This is a genomic window from Imperialibacter sp. (assembly GCF_040222815.1).
Taxonomy (GTDB): domain Bacteria; phylum Bacteroidota; class Bacteroidia; order Cytophagales; family Cyclobacteriaceae; genus Imperialibacter.
The window spans coordinates 143141-159944 of record NZ_JAVKCH010000039.1 but is presented as its reverse complement, the minus strand read 5'-3'; the positions used below and the strand labels follow the sequence as shown (position 1 = coordinate 159944).

Here is a 16804-nt window from a genome sequence, read left to right as displayed (position 1 = left end):
CCTCAACAAACCAGCCTTATTCCAGCCTTTCTGTACTTATTGATTATGTCCGTAGTCACCGATTTATCTGTGACAAGGAAGTCGAACAAAGAAGGAGCCGCAAACTGCAGGTAGCTGTCCTTCTCCAATTTTGTGCCATCACACAACAGGTAGGTTTCTTTCGCCCGACTGCCCATGGCCAGCGTCATGGAAGCCTCCTTCTCGCCGCTGGCACTCAGTCCGTTAGCCAGCGAAAATCCATCTACCCCGACAAACGCTTTGTCTGCCTTATATCGGGCTATGTGCTCCAACGCCACTCTGCCATGAACTGCTTTCCTGCCAACATCTATTTCGCCCCCCGCCAGGTTGATAGTGAAGCCCGGCTGGCCTAAAAGCTCCGAAACAATCGGTAGCGAATTAGTAATGATCGTCAGCCTCTCCAGCTTTCTTAAGTGAGCACACATTTGAAAAACGGTGCTACCACAATCCATAAAAATGATATCGCCCGCTTTCACATAAGAAGCCGCCAGCTTACCAATGTATGCCTTGGCTTCATTGTTCCTCGATTCCTTCTGATGAAAGCCCGTACTCTCCGGCAACATCGCCCCGCCATGGGTGCGTACCAATAGCCCCTTCTCTGATAGAGCGACCAGGTCTCTTCGTATGGTAATGTCCGAGGTCTCGAACAGATCGGCCAGCTCTTTCACCGACGATTCCTCACCTACCTTCAATTGCTCAAGTATTCCCTTTTGCCTCGCCTTGCTGCTCATAGGATTCTTTTTTGTAAAGATAGAATAGAATTATTGAAAATGATTGTTTTATGATTACTTTTGATCGATTAATGATTACATATGAACAATCCCAATATTAAAATTGAAAAGAAAGAGCTGCTATCCGGCAACTGGTACAAGCTTTACAAGGTCGACTTCCAAATCAAAGGGAAGGACGAAAAATGGCTCACTCAGTCACGAGAGTGCTACGACAGAGGCAATGGCGCCACCATTTTGCTTTACAACACCGAGCAAAAAACAGTGATCCTCACAAAGCAGTTTCGCATGCCCACCTATGTGAATGGCAATGACACAGGCATGTTGATTGAAGCCTGCGCAGGTCTTTTGGATGCAGATAGTCCCGAAGAGTGCATCCGCAGAGAAACAGAAGAAGAAACAGGTTACAAGATCAGCAAGCCGGAGAAAGTATTTGAGCTTTACATGAGCCCCGGCTCCGTCACCGAGATTCTGTACTTCTTTATTGCCGAATACACAAAAGACCAAAAAGTGAGTGACGGCGGTGGCGTTGACGAGCATGAAGATATTGACGTACTGGAGGTTCCTTTTGCGAAAGCACTTGAAATGATCAAAACGGGAGAAATCAAAGATGCGAAGACAGTGATTTTGTTACAGCATCTTTACGTGGGTGGAAGATTAAACTAGGAACAGGCTTCGGCCCAACAACACCAGAGAGCCCCATCGGGGCGATACATCATAGGCGTGGGTTTCAACCCACGCCGACCAATGCAGCAGGTAGTTTTGGCGACATTTTTGCCCCTTCCGGCAAAAATGATGACAAAACGGGGCTCAGAATTTTCGTTCGCAAGGCAATCAAAGGACGATTGGCTTTACAGTAAACAGCAGTGCTTAACAAGCCCCATCGGGGCGGCACACCATAGGCGTGGATTTCAACCCACGCCGACCAATGTAGCAGGTAGTTTTGGCGACATTTTTGCCCTTTCCAGCAAAAATGATGACAAAACGGGGCTCAGAATTTTCGTTCGCAAGGCAGTCAATGGACGATTGGCTTTATAGTAAACAGCAGCGGTTAACAAGCCCCATCGGGGCGGCACACCATAGGCGTGGGTTTCAACCCACGCCGGCCAATGCAGCAGGTAGTTTTGGCGGTATTTTTGCCCTTTCCAGCAAAAATGATGACAAAACGGTTCCAATATATTCGCCCAAAAAAACCATATATTCGGTAAATCCTTTTGCCGATGAACCGAAAAGAATCTCTCACCAAAATAGCTGCGGGTGCTGGACTGCTCACAACCTTGCCAATAGTCGGTTGGGGCAGAAGTCACACAACAGATTTCAAATCCGACTTCCTCCCCCGCTGGGAAACCAGCAAAGGCTATACACTGAAAGTGCTTGACAAAATGCCAGAAGAGCATTTCAACTATGCCCCAACTCCTGAGCAGATGGGCTTTGGCAGGCAGCTGACGCACATGGCCTTCTGGAACTCCTTTTACATTGCACCCTTCGAGGGGAAGCAAGCCATGCCGGAACCCAAAGAAATCACCAAAGCGGCAGCCAGGGCCTACATTGAAGAAAACTTTGACTATTGCACCTCTGTGATTGAAAAAATATCATTATCAGAGCTGGATAGAAAGGGCATCATAGATGAAAACTATTGGAGAGAGCACACTGGACGTGATTTGCTTCTCAGGGCCTTCGCTCACACCTCCCACCATCGGGCTGAAGCTATTATCTATTTAAGACTGAAAGGAATCGAGCCTCCCTTCTTTGAGTTCTAGCATTCTCTCGCTTTCTTCACTTTTTCGTTCATCAAGTCTTTTACAATGAATAAAGTATTTGCTTTTGCAGGGTTGCTACTTGCCCTATCCGGGTGTCAGCAAAACACCAAAACCAGTCAAACGAAAGAGAAGGCGCTATCAGGCAACCCTCTTTGGGAAGGTTGGTACGCCGACCCGGAAGGTGTGGTGTTTGGCGATGAGTACTGGATTTACCCCACGTTCTCAGCGAAATATGAAGAACAGGTTTTTCTTGATGCCTTTTCATCAAAAGACCTCGTCACCTGGACAAAGCATCAGGGTATTATTGATACCAGCATCGTGAAATGGGCCAACCGAGCCATGTGGGCACCCTCTGCCATAGAAAAAGACGGGAAGTACTTTCTGTTTTTCGCAGCCAACGACATCCAAAACCAGGACGGGCCTTATTGGAAAGACAACCCCCATGCAGCCAAACAGCAGGGCGGCATTGGGATCGGAGTAGCCGACAATCCGGCTGGCCCATTTACTGACTACCTCGGAAAGCCACTCATCGATCAGTTCTACAACGGCGCCCAGCCCATCGATCAGTATGTATTCAAGGCGATGGATGGTAAGTACTATATTGTGTATGGTGGCTGGCGACACTGCAATATCGGTCAGCTTAACGATGATTTCACTGCCCTTGTACCCTTTGAAGACGGTAATCTGGTGAAAGAAATTACGCCGGAAGGCTATGTGGAAGGCCCGACGTTTGCCATTAGAAACGGCAAGTACTACTTTATGTGGAGTGAAGGCAACTGGGGCGACGAAACCTACAGGGTAGCTTATGCCATTTCCGACTCCCTCTTTGGACCATTTGAAAGAATCGGCACGATCCTGTCGCAAGACCCAGAGGTGGCCACAGGATCGGGTCATCATTCTGTGATCAACGTTCCCAACACCGACGAGTGGTATATTGTGTATCACCGTCGCCCGATCCCGAACGAAGGACGGGATCACAGAGTTACCTGCATCGACAAACTGGAGTTCAATGAAGACGGAACCATCAAACCTGTAAAGATTACTTTTGAAGGTGTGGAGGCCAGACCACTTTAGCAGGTCTTGGTTTGTATATTTGAGCAACTACTTCAATACCATGAAAACCATATTTTCAATTGCTGTCATACTGTTTTTCTGCTACTCCTGCGGCTGCAAGTCAGAATGCACCAGTCCTCCAACGACGTTTACACTTGAAATTGTGGATTTGGAAACCGGCGCCAATCTGATAGAAAATGGAACGATCAGCACGGCCGACATCAAATTGAAAGCCACCGATACCGGGCAGGAAGTCGCCTTTTTGATTGCAGACAACCAGATAGTGTCCGATGAAATAGGCTGGAGAAGCGCAGACGGGTCTACCGAGTTTGAATTAAAGCTTGGTGATGCCGGAACCGTGATTTGCACGATTGTATACCAGGCTGTTTCTGAAAATTGCTGTAGTTTCTTTGAATTGCAGGGAGCCAGCTTCAGCAAAGAGCACGAAATGATTGATGAGTATAGTTATTTGATCAAACTTTAAATGAGTACTAGGCCCAGGCCCTGTCGCCCTTAGCATAGGACACACAACCCTCCCATCTTCCCGGCACGGCAATATACCTGAGTGCCTGCGTAGCCCCAGGCTCTGAAGAAAAGTACCCCCAATTGGTGAGCTGATGCATCATCGTAAAGTAGTGAACAGGCTCGTCCTCAGCTTTGCTTTCATTGTACTTTTCCGCTTGCTCCAAAAGAGCAACAAGCAATAACTCTCTCTTCTCTGAGCTAATAACCATAAAGTCATCTCCCTGCATTTGCTGGCTTGCCTTGTTCAGTTTAACCAGCCCCTCAGTAAATACCTTTTGCTCTTCTTCGCTGTAGCAGTCAGTCACTATCACCTTCATAAACTCGCCGATTTTTGCGGCTTTGGCACCCGCAGAGCCCTCCGTTGTTGGAAGGATAGTTTCCCCAACCTCATCCAGCAATGCTATGTCGTCGGCACCAAAAAGCCCCTCTTTTGGAGCCGATGGCTTGCACCCGCTTAAAAATGCCTGGGCACCTACCATGGTTCCACCCATAAGGAGCGCAGTCGCTGATATCGCTTGTCTTCTATTCATCACTTTCGTTTTACAAATTGCCTTTTTTAAACTCCTCGGCAGCATAATTGGCCGCCCTGGCCGTTATTGCCATGTACAATATCGACGGGCTCTGGTTGCCCGTGCTTGTCATGCAGGCTCCATCCGTTACGAACACATTCTTGCACTGGTGCACCTGGTTCCATTTATTCAAAATTGAATTAGTCGGATCAGTCCCCATTCTTGCGCCTCCCATTTCGTGAATATCTAACCCTGGCGCCTGCTTACTATCATCCGATTCTATATTTTTCACTCCTGCTTTTTCCATCATCAAGGTGGCTTGCTCGATAAAGTCCTTCACCATCTTTTCGTCGTTGTCGTCATACCCAACTGAAGTCACCAGCAGCGGAATACCCCACTGGTCTTTCTCGGTGTCACTTAAACGCACATGATTCTCTGCCTTGGGAATGGTTTCTCCTTGCATATACATATACACATACCAAACTCCCGGTTCGGTTTGCGATAGTTTATAAGCTGCGCCAATGGCTGGCTCTTTGAAATGAATTCCTGTGCTCCTTCTCGCAGCAGCAAAGATGGTATAGCCTCCGACAAAATCTGCATCTCTTTCACCAAGGTTGCGAAAATTGGCGATGATGGGATCAGTCGGATTTCGTCCATAGTAGTACTTGTCTTCGAATCCATCCACATCACCGGCAACCCAGGCCCTGTAATTATGAAAAGCTACGTATCGGCCCAACAGGTCATGGTCATTGCCCAGGCCATTTGGGAAACGGTTGGATTTCGAGTTGAGCAATATCAGTGTGCTGTTAAGTGCAGAAGCATTCAGAAAGATGATGCGGGCCTTGAAATCAATTACTTCCTTAGTATTTGCATCGATCACCCTCACCCCGCTGGCTTTGCCTGTTGCCTCATCGTAAAGAACGGAATGCACAACAGAGAAAGGTCTTATCGTCAGGTTCCCCGTTTTATCCGCCCAGGGCAGCGTAGATGATACTGAGCTAAAATACCCTCCAAACGGGCAGCCTCTCATGCACAGGTTTCTTGCCTGGCACTTGCCTCTGCCCTGCTGCAAATGAATCTCCTGCGGCTCCGTAATGTGAGCCCATCGGGCGTGCACCATGTGCCGGTCAGGAAAGTGTTCTTTGATTTTGTCGCTCATGTGCTGCTCCACACAGTTGAACTGAAACGGGGGCAAAAACTCTCCGTCGGGCATGGCCTCAATGCCATCTTTGGTCCCACACACACCCATAAATTTTTCAACATGCGAATACCAGGGCGCTACGTCATCGTAGCCAATAGGCCAGTTCATACCATAGCCTTGGCGCTCCGGTGCAGTAAATTCATACTTACTCCAGCGCTGTGTTGCACGCCCCCAAGTGATCGACTTGCCCCCCACCTGATAGCCACGAATCCAGTCGAAAGGTTTTTCCTGCACGTAAGGATGGTCTTTGTCTTCAATAAAAAAATGCTTGTTATCCTCTCCAAACCCAGCCGCCTTTGTTATCAGCGGGTTATCCTTCCTGAATTTCTCTGTCAGCGCACCCCGGTGCTCCAGCTCCCAGGTGTGTAGGTTAGCAGTGGGATAGTCTTTGTTGTGTACCACGTCTCTGCCTCTTTCGAGCACAAGCGTCTTAAGTCCTTTATCGCAAAGCTCTTTGGCAGCCCAGCCCCCTGAAATGCCTGAGCCGATCACAATCGCATCGAAAGTGTTGTCCATAATCTGTCATCAAGGTGTTATCAACTAAAACCAAGTTAGAAAAGTAAGCAACGAACCGCTACAAAAAGCAGGGGGATTTAATAAAAGGAGCCTCAATTTGCACTTTTGGCGGCTCTTTGAGCACTTCGACGAGCCACCCCAAAAAACGGGTAAACCAGTAACTTAATCCGACGAATCGTCCCAAACTTCTAAATAATCCCAAAACGAGAACGCTGTGCTGTTTCTTTGTATCGTCCAACAACCAAAAGCTACATGCAAACCACTCAATTGATCTGGAAAGGTAATTCCTGGGAGAATTACGGCGCCAACGAAAATATTGACCCGCAGCTCGTTCTATTCTTTGGAGCAACCAAAGTAATCGCTCAACCAAAAATCTACGCCACCTTAAGAGAAAAATTTCCAACGGCCCAAATCCTTGGGTGTAGCACAGCGGGCGAAATAATTGAAGACGAAGTTCTTGACGGAAACGCAGTCGCCACAGCCATAAGATTCGACAAAACTACTCTCGATGTTGCTTATGAATTTATTGACAGCAGCGACCAATCCTATGGCGTAGGGGAAAAGCTGGGAAAAGCGATCAGCAAAGAAGGTCTCAAATCAGTATTTGTACTATCCGACGGCCTAGCCGTTAACGGAAGCGATCTAATCAAAGGCATTAGCAGTCAGCTACCTAAGGAAGTCATCATATCAGGCGGCTTATCTGGCGACGGTGCCGACTTTGGCCGCACGCTTGTAGCTTGCAATGATTACGCACTGCCTGGTCAGGTGGCTGTTGTAGGGTTCTACGGTGACCATATTCATATTGGCCGGGGATCAATTGGCGGCTGGGATCCTTTTGGGCCAGACAGGGTCGTGACAAAATCCAAATCTAATGTACTCTATGAGTTGGACGGGAAGCCAGCTTTAGATTTATACAAAAAATACCTGGGTGAAAAAGCCGAAGAGCTGCCATCAAGCGCTCTTCTCTTCCCGCTGATGATAAGGCCAGCCGACTCACAAGAAGAAGGAATTGTTCGCACAATTCTGGCTGTAAACGAAGGAGACAAGAGCATGACATTTGCTGGCGACATTCCGGAAGGCTATATGGCTAAACTCATGATGTCCAACTTCGACCGCCTGATTGATGGCGCCAACGAAGCCGCCAGCATTACAGAATCACAAAATAGACACAAAGAAAACGGCGAGAGCCTGGCTATCCTAATTAGCTGTGTAGGACGAAAACTGGTGCTTGGGCACCGAATCGAAGAGGAAGTAGAAACAGTGCAGTCAGTGTTTGACAAAAACACCAAGCAAATAGGCTTCTATTCCTACGGTGAAATCTCTTCCAACGTCAAAACAGATCAGTGCGAGCTGCACAACCAAACAATGACCATCACTTTGATCACTGAGAAATGAGACACAGCATACTTGAAAGGCAATTAAAGAAAATCCAGCGACGCAGCGAAACTCCGGAAGAATTTCAGGAGCAGCTACTAGCGGCAGTCAGCGATAGCTACACCAATTTTGAGAACGATCTTGTGTTCAGAGATCGATCAATAAAATTGATGTCGGAGGAAATGCTTGATCTGAATAAGAGAAATCAGGAAAAAAGTGAAGCCTACCTTTCGGCCATCGTCAACAGTGTAGTGGATGGTGTTATTTCTATCAATACGTCCGGGAAAATACTTGGTGTCAATAAGTCGGCGCAAAAAATTATCAGAAAAGAAGAAAAAGAGTTGAAGGGTACCTGCTTTGTATCTCTGCTAAGTGAATTCGAAAATTTACCCCAGTTTATCAACGCTTTTAAAGGTAGTGAAGAGGCGCAGTTTTTGGTTTACATCAACATGGAAGAGGGGGAAAGGATACCCTGCGAAGTCTCGGTCAGTCCATTTAACACTGAAGACAATCAGACATACATCGTCATTATAAGGGACATCACCCTTCGGAAGAAGGCCGAGCAGGAGCTGATAGATGCAAAAGAAAAAGCGGAAGAAGCCAGCATGGCAAAAGCCCAGTTCCTGTCTACGATGAGCCACGAGATAAGGACTCCTATGAATGCTGTCATTGGAATGACCAATCTTCTTTTGCTGGAAGACAACCTTACCGAAGACCAAAAAACCTACGTAAGCACCCTGAAATTTTCAGGTGAACATTTGCTCACACTCATCAACGACATACTTGACTTCAGTAAAATCGAATCTGGTAAGATTGACTTCGAGGAGGAGGAATTTGATCTGTTTGAACTTGTAAACAGCATCAAACAAGCCTACCAGTACAAGGCAGACGAAAAGGAGATTTTCCTCAAGCTCAACTGGGATAAAAATATGCCTCGCTGCGTCATTGGTGACCCGGGGCGACTTAACCAAATTCTTGTGAACCTTGTTGGCAATTCTTTGAAGTTTACTGACAAAGGCTCCGTAAAAATAGACGCCTCAGTAAAGGAAGACAGGGGCAGCCATGTGGATATCACGTTCAGCATCAGCGATACTGGTATTGGCATACCGCCTGATAAACTAGACATGATCTTCGAAAGCTTCTCTCAGTCGGAATCTTACACCACCAGAAAGCACGGTGGCACAGGCCTTGGCCTGACCATCACCAAACAGCTCCTTGAACTGCAAAAAGGATCGATCACGGTAACCTCCGAAGAAGGCGTTGGCTCTGTTTTTACGTTTCACCTGCCTTTCAAAAAGGCTGAAAGCCAGACGAGGACGATCGCTGAGCCATTCACTGCCACACGAAAAAGCCTGAAGGGAACCTCTCTGCTGCTGGTAGAAGACAACAAGGTGAATCAGTACGTAGCCAGCAGATTCCTGTCAAATTGGGAATGTGATGTACAAATAGCCGACGACGGAGATTCGGCACTTGAGTTACTGAAATCACACAACTTCGATTTGATTCTGATGGACATACAAATGCCTATAAAAAATGGCTATCAGACTACCGTGGAGATTCGTGCGCTTCCCGAAGAAAAATACCAACTGATCCCCATCATCGCTCTTACAGCTTCGGCAGTATTGGAGGTGAAGGATGAGGCCATGCGGGCAGGAATGAATGATTTTATTACAAAACCATTCAACCCTAACGATCTTTTTGAAAGAATTTCGAAAAACCTGAGACTTAACTAACCTTCAAAAGGTTAGCAAACAGATACTTCTTCGTGATTCCCAACTCTTCTGATTTGGTTTCGTTATATTCGGTTGACGAATCAAACAGCCATGTCCAAACGAGTAATATTCGATTTTGATATCAGTTTCACCAACGGTGGCGGCATACAAGGCCAGGAGTTTCGGCTCGACATCGGCGGCGAGTCGATCTCTGACCAGGATTTGGCTGATTACATCGTATGGGACATGCGCCTGCTGATGGTGGGCAAAGTGAAAATTATCAACAAGCGCTACATCGCCGAAGAGCACAAGCGGTCTCCCATCTCGATAGCGCAGGGAGAAGAGCTCATTGATCTCAGCCATACTGTTTTCGATGGGCTGGTGACCTACAAAGGGCTGCCTGCCCCTGTCATTTGCGATTACCTGAGTAGGGAGCAGTCAAAAGAGATTTATGACAAGGGTGCGACCGTTCAAATTGGGCGCATTGACATGGTAGCCAATACGGGCACCTATATCGACTGCCCATTTCATTTCTTTGAAGAGGGCATGGATCTATCGGAAGTGCCCCTCACTGCGTTTACAGGGCTAGACGGCATTACCATTGAAGCCAGAGGCGTCATGGAAATTGGCGTAGACTTTTTCAAAAACAAAGAAATAAGAAACAAGGCTGTGCTGGTGCACTCGGGCTGGGCCACCAACTGGAACACCGAAGCTTATTTCACCGAGCATCCCTACCTCACCAAAGAAGCGGCAGAATACCTCAGGGAGTGCAGCGTAAAACTGGTAGGTATCGATAGCCACAATATCGATGATACCCGAGGCAAAAGCCGCCCAGTGCACTCAACCCTTCTTGGCGCCGACATCCTCATCGTGGAGCACATGTGCAACCTCGACATGCTACCGGCTTTTGGCTACACCTTCCACGCCGTGCCTCCGAAAATCAAAGGAATGGGTACTTTCCCGGTGAGAGCTTATGCCAAGGTAGGGAGATAAATGTCGGTTGAGGGCAGGACCGCCACTGTTATTTTCTGGGCTGAGAACTTTCACTGACATACTGTTGTCAGTAGCTGTGGATACTTTTGGTAGCTAAAGACAACATTCAAATAATGGCTACGCCCCTTAAATATCTTTACTCAGAAAAATTCACCAACGACTTCACGGAGATCATAAGCCACGTATTCCCTTCATTCCCAAAGGCCAAGTTCTTCGGTCTGATACATGATGGAGCGTGGGACGGCAAAGAACTCAAACAAAGGATGAAACACATCACCTGGGCCTTGCACCAGGTTCTACACGGCGACTTCAAAGAGTCAGCTGCCACTATTGAAAGCGTGGTTCAAATTCTACTACGCCGCCATCCAAACTCCATGTCGTTTGAATACATGTTCCTTGCCGATTACATCGAAACCTATGGCATCGACGACTTCGACACTTCAACACGGCTAATGGAATTGGTAACTCAATTCGCCAGCTGCGAGTTTGCCGTACGTCCATTTATTGTTAAGTACGGTGAAAAAATGATGGGGCAGATGCACGACTGGAGCCTGCATGAAGATCATCGGGTAAGGCGGCTGGCCAGTGAGGGCTGCAGGCCACGACTGCCCTGGGCTATGGCATTGCCTGAGCTGAAGAAAGATCCGTCGGCCATACTTCCCATCCTCGAGAACCTCAAGCACGATCCCTCAGAATTTGTTCGGCGCAGCGTGGCCAACAACCTGAACGACATAGCAAAAGACAATCCTGAACTTGTGATTTCTATTGCTCATCGATGGAAAGGTAAAACCAGGGAGACCGACGCTATTGTGAAGCATGGGTGCCGAACGCTGCTAAAGCAAGGCAATGTGGCGGTGCTGGAGCTGTTTGGAATTTCAAGCACACCTGTCTTTGACCTTGAAGCTTTGGAGATTCATTCACCTCAAGTAAGCATTGGTAGTGGCCTCGAATTCTCATTTACCCTCACAAATATAACGCCTAACGAGCAAACACTCCGTCTGGAGTACGCCATCTATTATCTGCTGAAAAACGGCCAGCACTCCAAAAAAGTATTCAAAATAAGCGAACGAAAAATCGTTGGCAATGGTCAGCTTGATATAGAGAAAAAGCACAGCTTCCGACCCATTACAACCCGAACATTCTACCCCGGAAAACACAAAGTCTCGCTTATCGTGAACGGGCAGGAAAAAGGAGTTGCAGAGTTTGAGCTAATTGCTTGATAGGATGCTTTACCGGCATCCTCATTTTATTCCACTCCGTCCGGGGTCGGTCAACGCCTCGAGCGAACGAAAGTGTCGGTACGGCAAGCAGCCTTACGTAAGAGCCGTCAGACACCGGTTAGCTATCCGGCGCAACATCTGGTGTTTTGTTTTTGCCCCTATTTTTTACTTCAAAAATGATCTTTTTTGAAATTCATACAAGTCATCAGTAGTGATTGTTATATCGTAGCCCTTCTTCGTCAGACCAGCCCTTAAGGCTTTGTCACCCGTCCATATTTTCACTCCCCTAAAGTCTGCAAAGGCTACGTATGGTGTGTCTTTGGGATCAATACCACTCACAATTTCTTCTGCCGTTATCCAACGGCTGAAATGGAATCTCAGACTCCGAAATAAGTTGTACATTCTTTATAGTGCCGGCACAAATCCTTTCAATCTCATCAAAGGGCTTATTCGTAATTTTCTCAATCTTTGAAAAACATTTTTTCACCTCGTATATCATATACTCCGGTGCCACGTACTCTATAAGACTAGTAGAATTTAGAAGGAGATAGCCAATTTTTCCGTTAGTATTCAAAATGGCGCTGAACACTATGTTAGCATCTACAATAACTTTCACTTGATAAACTTACCCCTATTTTTAGTCCACCAGGTAGCATTCAATTCATCAGCAAGCTTATCAGCATCTCCCTGTTTGCCCTTTACATCGGACGTCATTTCCAGGTACTCGATGTATTCGAGCAATCGTTCCATTGCGAACTTGTCGATATTGGGGGATATCTTCAATAAGATTTCATTTGGAGTTCTTTCAACGATCATATTACCTCCCTTTTTAGTAAAGATACCATATTTTACGAACACACTTAAAAACTTCTTTTCCATAATTATTAGCCCAATGCGAGGAGTCATGCCAAGCCATTGAGTTTCTCGAAATAGTTCGGATGAGGTAGGACTGCCATCCTCTTTTTATTAAACCATTTCTAGCGCTTTGAACAGTCGAAGGTTTCGGAACGGCCCAATAGCCCCGCCTGCAAGCGCCGTCAGACACCGGTTGCGTCTCTAAAACGGCGGCCCACCACCATAGCGTCATCCGACGCAACGACAGCACTTCACCGCCACAAAAGGCACGAAGACACAAAGAATGCACAGCCAAGGCGGACCACTCTCCCCCCCGGCGGCTGACGGCCCAAACGCCACAAGCCCACTAGCCGTACCGAGGCGTGGTCTCCCGTCTTCCTCGCCCGCCGAAGCTTGAGGGAAGGAGGGCAGCCCGCCGAAGCTTTAGCATTGACGGTCACTTTCTCAATCCTTACTCTTGCATTTTTTACTCTAAAGTCTCCCAACCTCCTCCTCCTATCTGAATGTCTGACTGTCCGACTGTCTGACCATCTCCCACTTTTCCATTATCTTTATCCTACCTAATTACCAAAACTTACCATTTCTATGAAAAGACTTATCCTGCCAGCAATGGCATTCGGCTTGTTTTTCGGCTGTGAACAAACGCCGGAACAAGCTCCTGTAACGACCTATTCCATTGAGCAATTCTACAAAAACATCAATGTGAGCGGCGGCAGCTTCTCACCAGATGAATCGAAGATGCTCGTTTCCACCAACGAAACCGGCATTTACAATGCCTACGAAATACCAGTGGATGGCAAAGGCGAAAAGAAACAGCTGACCAACTCCACGGTTGATTCTTACTTTGCCCTTTCCTATTTTCCGAACGACGAGCGGGTGCTATTCACCGCCGATCAGGGTGGCAACGAGAACAATCATATTTACCTGCAAACACCAGATGGCACGCAGAAAGACCTGACGCCCTACGACAGCGCCAAGAGCTCGTTTTACGGCTGGAGTCAGGACAAGCAAAGCATGTTCATTGCCTCTAACAAGCGGGATGCAAAGTACATGGACGTGTATGAGCGCACCATAGCGTCTTTGGATAGCGAGACCGGATTTGGTGAGGTGATTTACCAAAACAACGACGGCAGAGATGTGGCGGCCATTTCGCCAGACAAGAACTACTTCGCACTCACCGAGTCCATCACCAGTGCCGACTCCAAAATGTACCTCTACAACAAAACAACAGGCGAAACTACCGACATCAGCGAGCATGAAGGTGATGTGCAATATAACCCACAGTTCTTCAGTCTCGATAACAAGGAGCTGTATTACCTGACCGACGAAGGCGCTGAGTTTGTTTACATGGTAAAGCTCAACCTGGAAACAGGCGCTACTGAAAAGGTATACGAAGACAAGTGGGATGTGTGGTACGCCTATGAATCACAAAACGGCAAGTACAGGGTGATAGGTGTGAACGAAGACGCCTCTACTAAAGTGCATATTTTTGACATGACCACTGGCAAGGAAGTGACCCTTCCGGCGATTGAAGGAGGCAGCATTGCCTCAGTGAACATCTCCGACAGCGAAAAGCTAGCCCGCCTGACGGTGAGCACCTCTGCATCGCCCAGTAATATTTATGTGTACAATTTCGAAACCAACGCCCTGACCAAACTCACCGACACGCTCAACCCAGAAATGGCTGCCAGCGACCTCGTCGAAGGCAAAGTAGTACGCTTCAAGTCGTTTGACGGCACGGAGATTCCCGGCATTTACTACCAGCCTAAGAATGCCACACCTGGAGAGAAAGTGCCTGCCCTGGTGTGGGTACATGGCGGCCCCGGCGGACAAACCAGGCTGAGCTACTTCGCTCTAATCCAATACCTGGTGAACCATGGCTATGCGATACTGGCCGTGAACAACCGGGGCAGCAGCGGCTATGGCAAAACGTTCTACCACATGGACGACCAAAACCATGGCGACAAAGACCTGAAAGACTGCGTAGCCGGCAAAACCTACCTGGAGTCAACCGGTGTGATCGATATGGACAAAGTAGGCATCATTGGCGGCTCCTACGGCGGCTACATGGTAATGGCAGCGCTGACCTTTGCGCCTGAAGAGTTCAACGTGGGCGTGAACCTGTTTGGAGTGACCAACTGGCTGCGCACGCTGAAGTCCATCCCTCCCTATTGGGAAAGCTTCCGCAAGTCGCTGTACGACGAAATGGGTGACCCTAACACCGCCGACTCTGTAAGGCTATACGAAATCTCACCCCTCTTCCATACCGAAAAGGTAACCAAGCCGCTGATGGTACTGCAAGGGGCTAACGACGTACGGGTGCTGCCCGTAGAATCTGACGAAATAGTAGCGGGCGTAAAAGCCAATGGCGTACCGGTAGAGTATGTAGTGTTCGACGACGAAGGCCACGGCTTCCGCAAAAAAGAAAACGAGATCAAAGGCTACGGGCAGGTGCTGGTGTTTTTGGATAAGTACCTGAAGGGGGTAGAGCCTGTGGCCGAGAAGTGAAATAAATTTGTTGTCAGTACTCTCGTCATGAGTACTGACGACAACTGGTTTATTAATAGTCCGGAGTCACAGACTCGAACTAGCGGCGATAGGCTGCTATCACGGCGTACACAAACATTAACTTCATGATAAGAGTATTTCATATGTTTAATAAGTTATTCCATTCCTCAAAAGGCGGTCTCAAAAAAAAAGACTTTCAACATCACGCCGACCTAGCCGTCAGTCACCAAAAGGATGGCAATCACATGGAAGCCGTTAATGAATTCAATATTTGCCTAAAAAAGCGGCCTACTGACTGTAATATCTACTTTCTAAGAAGTAGTTCGTTCAAGGAGCTGCACGAATTAGATAAAGCTATTAATGATTTAAAAGTTGCAGTAGAATACTCAGAATTAGATGACAATAATGTCTATGATAATAGATATTTCAATATGGGATTTGAGTCAGCCAAACAATTCTATGCTGATCAACTGAAAATATATGAGCGAATAAAAATGCTGACGAAAAAAAATAACAAATAGAATTACTCCTTTGGGTTTACACCGACGAATGGTAATCACCGGACTTGAAGTCCGAATATGGCTGCTCCTGAAAATTACAGAAATTAGCGAAATTTCTGCTTCGCTCGTGCGAAAAAAATTGAACTATTTCGTTCGGTTCTGAAAATTTAGCTGCCCACTTGGAAATACAAGTGCTTGGTCAAATTGAAAGACTTTTCTTTGAGTTTCCTTGTTCTCAAAATTTCTGGAAATATTGATTGTAAGCTTGTCAAATCCGTCAATTCCTCCGTAGTAGTAGGGGCGTAAACGTACGCAATTCTTATGCTCAAATATCCAGCTCAGCAATGTTCTGTCCGACATCCCACATGAATGCCCTAGAATCACAATCTCAAAGGGCTTTGACTTCAGAAACTCGCTTATTTGCCAGTAATTATAAGACTTGTGATACCAAATTGACTTAATATTGACTAATAAATCGTCTATTCCCAAATCTTCTAGCAAGTAGAAAGCATGGTCTCTTTCGTCTCCATATCCGAAGACTATGGGGTTAATTTGAGACTCGAGTTCTCCATGAATATTAATACATAGTGAACCTTTCGACTGCAGCCCTTTAGTCAGATAAAGATTAGCTAACTTGGTGTAGTTGAAATTCAAAATACATATCCTCTCAAGAGGATATATATTTGCTAATTTCAACGTCAGTGGGTTGAATGTGTGGTAATCGCTATAAAATGGGCCAATGAATTCCTGAAGTGTTCTGAATTCATAACGTTCTTTAACCTCGGAGACCAAGTAGTTGTGGAAATGAGTCTTAACCTGATCAAATTTTTCATTCAATTCTCTAGCCTTTCTTGAGAATTCTCGCCTTGTTGACATATCCAAAAATGTCCTGGCTCTAATTTGATCCTGTACGATACTAGTTAAAGTATTATAATAGAGTTCTTCTATTCCAACCCAGTTCTCGGATTTTTGAAATACCATTGTCTCGAAGAATGAGTTGTTAAATTCCGCTCTCAATAATTTTTGTTCCTTCGCTTCCTTGAATTTTTCGAAGCTATTTATATTGAATGTTTTAAAATTGCCAATCGTAGTTGAAGCTCTTAGTAAGTCGTCCTCATGTGAATATCTGGTTCCTAGATTCTGTGCGACAGAGGTGAAATAATAATCAACAAAATTGTCATAACTAGTAGGCAGGCCGTGCGCCAAATCAAACCCATTTCCAACAATAATCAATCTGTTCATTTGAAAGTCTTCTTTTCTCCTATTAAACGTGCACCCCGCTCTTCGACATGTTCCGCAGGGCATGTCGAAGTCTTAATAATTGGGAATTTA

The 16804-nt window shown here is 46.6% G+C and carries 17 protein-coding genes; 10 read left to right on the top strand and 7 right to left on the bottom strand.

Annotated features, from left to right (window positions below; all coding sequences use genetic code 11):
• Window positions 1–2: 2 nt before the first annotated feature.
• Window positions 3–749 (bottom strand): DeoR/GlpR family DNA-binding transcription regulator, encoded by a 747-nt coding sequence (locus RIF36_RS19485; protein ID WP_350129112.1) that lies wholly within the window; start codon window positions 747–749, stop codon window positions 3–5.
• Between the two features lie 81 nt (window positions 750–830).
• On the opposite strand from RIF36_RS19485, the gene nudK reads away from it, so the two are divergent.
• The 4 genes from nudK to RIF36_RS19465 all read left to right on the top strand — a co-directional run bounded on the left by nudK (window position 831) and on the right by RIF36_RS19465 (window position 4043).
• Window positions 831–1412 (top strand): GDP-mannose pyrophosphatase NudK, encoded by a 582-nt coding sequence (gene nudK / locus RIF36_RS19480; RefSeq protein ID WP_350129115.1) that lies wholly within the window; start codon window positions 831–833, stop codon window positions 1410–1412.
• 554 nt (window positions 1413–1966) lie between these two features.
• Window positions 1967–2506 (top strand): DinB family protein, encoded by a 540-nt coding sequence (locus tag RIF36_RS19475; RefSeq protein WP_350129118.1) that lies wholly within the window; start codon window positions 1967–1969, stop codon window positions 2504–2506.
• Window positions 2507–2551: 45 nt separating this feature from the next.
• Window positions 2552–3580, top strand: coding sequence for a glycoside hydrolase family 43 protein (locus tag RIF36_RS19470; RefSeq protein WP_350129121.1), 1029 nt, complete (start codon window positions 2552–2554; stop codon window positions 3578–3580).
• Window positions 3581–3620: 40 nt separating this feature from the next.
• Window positions 3621–4043, top strand: coding sequence for a hypothetical protein (locus RIF36_RS19465; protein WP_350129124.1), 423 nt, complete (start codon window positions 3621–3623; stop codon window positions 4041–4043).
• Between the two features lie 7 nt (window positions 4044–4050).
• Here RIF36_RS19465 and RIF36_RS19460 read toward each other — a convergent pair whose 3' ends face one another.
• Both RIF36_RS19460 and RIF36_RS19455 read right to left on the bottom strand, forming a co-directional pair.
• Entirely contained in the window at window positions 4051–4614 is a 564-nt protein-coding gene (locus RIF36_RS19460) for a gluconate 2-dehydrogenase subunit 3 family protein (RefSeq protein ID WP_350129127.1), read from the bottom strand.
• 10 nt (window positions 4615–4624) lie between these two features.
• Window positions 4625–6310 carry a GMC oxidoreductase gene (locus RIF36_RS19455; RefSeq protein WP_350129130.1) on the bottom strand — a complete coding sequence of 562 codons (1686 nt, stop codon included), beginning with the start codon at window positions 6308–6310 and terminating at the stop codon, window positions 4625–4627.
• A 252-nt stretch (window positions 6311–6562) separates the two neighbouring features.
• Between RIF36_RS19455 and RIF36_RS19450 the strand changes: the two genes are divergently transcribed.
• The 4 genes from RIF36_RS19450 (at window position 6563) to RIF36_RS19435 (ending at window position 11609) form a co-directional block, all read left to right on the top strand.
• The gene (locus tag RIF36_RS19450) at window positions 6563–7705 is read left to right on the top strand and encodes an FIST signal transduction protein (RefSeq protein ID WP_350129134.1); all 1143 of its coding nucleotides are present in this window, start codon (window positions 6563–6565) and stop codon (window positions 7703–7705) included.
• On the top strand, window positions 7702–9417 hold the full coding sequence (locus RIF36_RS19445; RefSeq protein WP_350129137.1) for a PAS domain-containing hybrid sensor histidine kinase/response regulator: 1716 nt from the start codon (window positions 7702–7704) through the stop codon (window positions 9415–9417). The genes RIF36_RS19450 and RIF36_RS19445 overlap by 4 nt, the downstream gene beginning before the upstream one ends.
• A 90-nt stretch (window positions 9418–9507) precedes the next feature.
• Window positions 9508–10389, top strand: coding sequence for a cyclase family protein (locus RIF36_RS19440; protein WP_350129140.1), 882 nt, complete (start codon window positions 9508–9510; stop codon window positions 10387–10389).
• 113 nt (window positions 10390–10502) lie between these two features.
• A complete protein-coding gene (locus RIF36_RS19435; protein WP_350129143.1) occupies window positions 10503–11609 on the top strand; it encodes a DNA alkylation repair protein in 1107 nt (368 codons plus the stop codon).
• Between the two features lie 165 nt (window positions 11610–11774).
• Here RIF36_RS19435 and RIF36_RS19430 read toward each other — a convergent pair whose 3' ends face one another.
• The 3 genes from RIF36_RS19430 to RIF36_RS19420 are packed head-to-tail and all read right to left on the bottom strand — an operon-like array spanning window position 11775 to window position 12488.
• Window positions 11775–12011 carry a PIN domain-containing protein gene (locus RIF36_RS19430; protein ID WP_350129146.1) on the bottom strand — a complete coding sequence of 79 codons (237 nt, stop codon included), beginning with the start codon at window positions 12009–12011 and terminating at the stop codon, window positions 11775–11777.
• The gene (locus tag RIF36_RS19425) at window positions 11935–12198 is read right to left on the bottom strand and encodes a hypothetical protein (RefSeq protein ID WP_350149546.1); all 264 of its coding nucleotides are present in this window, start codon (window positions 12196–12198) and stop codon (window positions 11935–11937) included. The genes RIF36_RS19430 and RIF36_RS19425 overlap by 77 nt, the downstream gene beginning before the upstream one ends.
• Before the next feature lie 23 nt (window positions 12199–12221).
• Window positions 12222–12488, bottom strand: coding sequence for a hypothetical protein (locus RIF36_RS19420; RefSeq protein ID WP_350149537.1), 267 nt, complete (start codon window positions 12486–12488; stop codon window positions 12222–12224).
• Window positions 12489–13049: 561 nt separating this feature from the next.
• Between RIF36_RS19420 and RIF36_RS19415 the strand changes: the two genes are divergently transcribed.
• Both RIF36_RS19415 and RIF36_RS19410 read left to right on the top strand, forming a co-directional pair.
• Window positions 13050–14972 carry a S9 family peptidase gene (locus RIF36_RS19415; RefSeq protein ID WP_350129155.1) on the top strand — a complete coding sequence of 641 codons (1923 nt, stop codon included), beginning with the start codon at window positions 13050–13052 and terminating at the stop codon, window positions 14970–14972.
• Between the two features lie 125 nt (window positions 14973–15097).
• Window positions 15098–15493: a tetratricopeptide repeat protein gene (locus RIF36_RS19410; protein ID WP_350129158.1), complete on the top strand. Its 396-nt coding sequence runs from the start codon at window positions 15098–15100 to the stop codon at window positions 15491–15493.
• 123 nt (window positions 15494–15616) lie between these two features.
• Here the strand turns inward: RIF36_RS19410 and RIF36_RS19405 are convergent, their stop codons facing one another.
• Complete coding sequence (locus RIF36_RS19405; RefSeq protein ID WP_350129161.1) at window positions 15617–16714, bottom strand: AbiH family protein; 1098 nt, start codon at window positions 16712–16714, stop codon at window positions 15617–15619.
• Window positions 16715–16804: the final 90 nt, after the last annotated feature.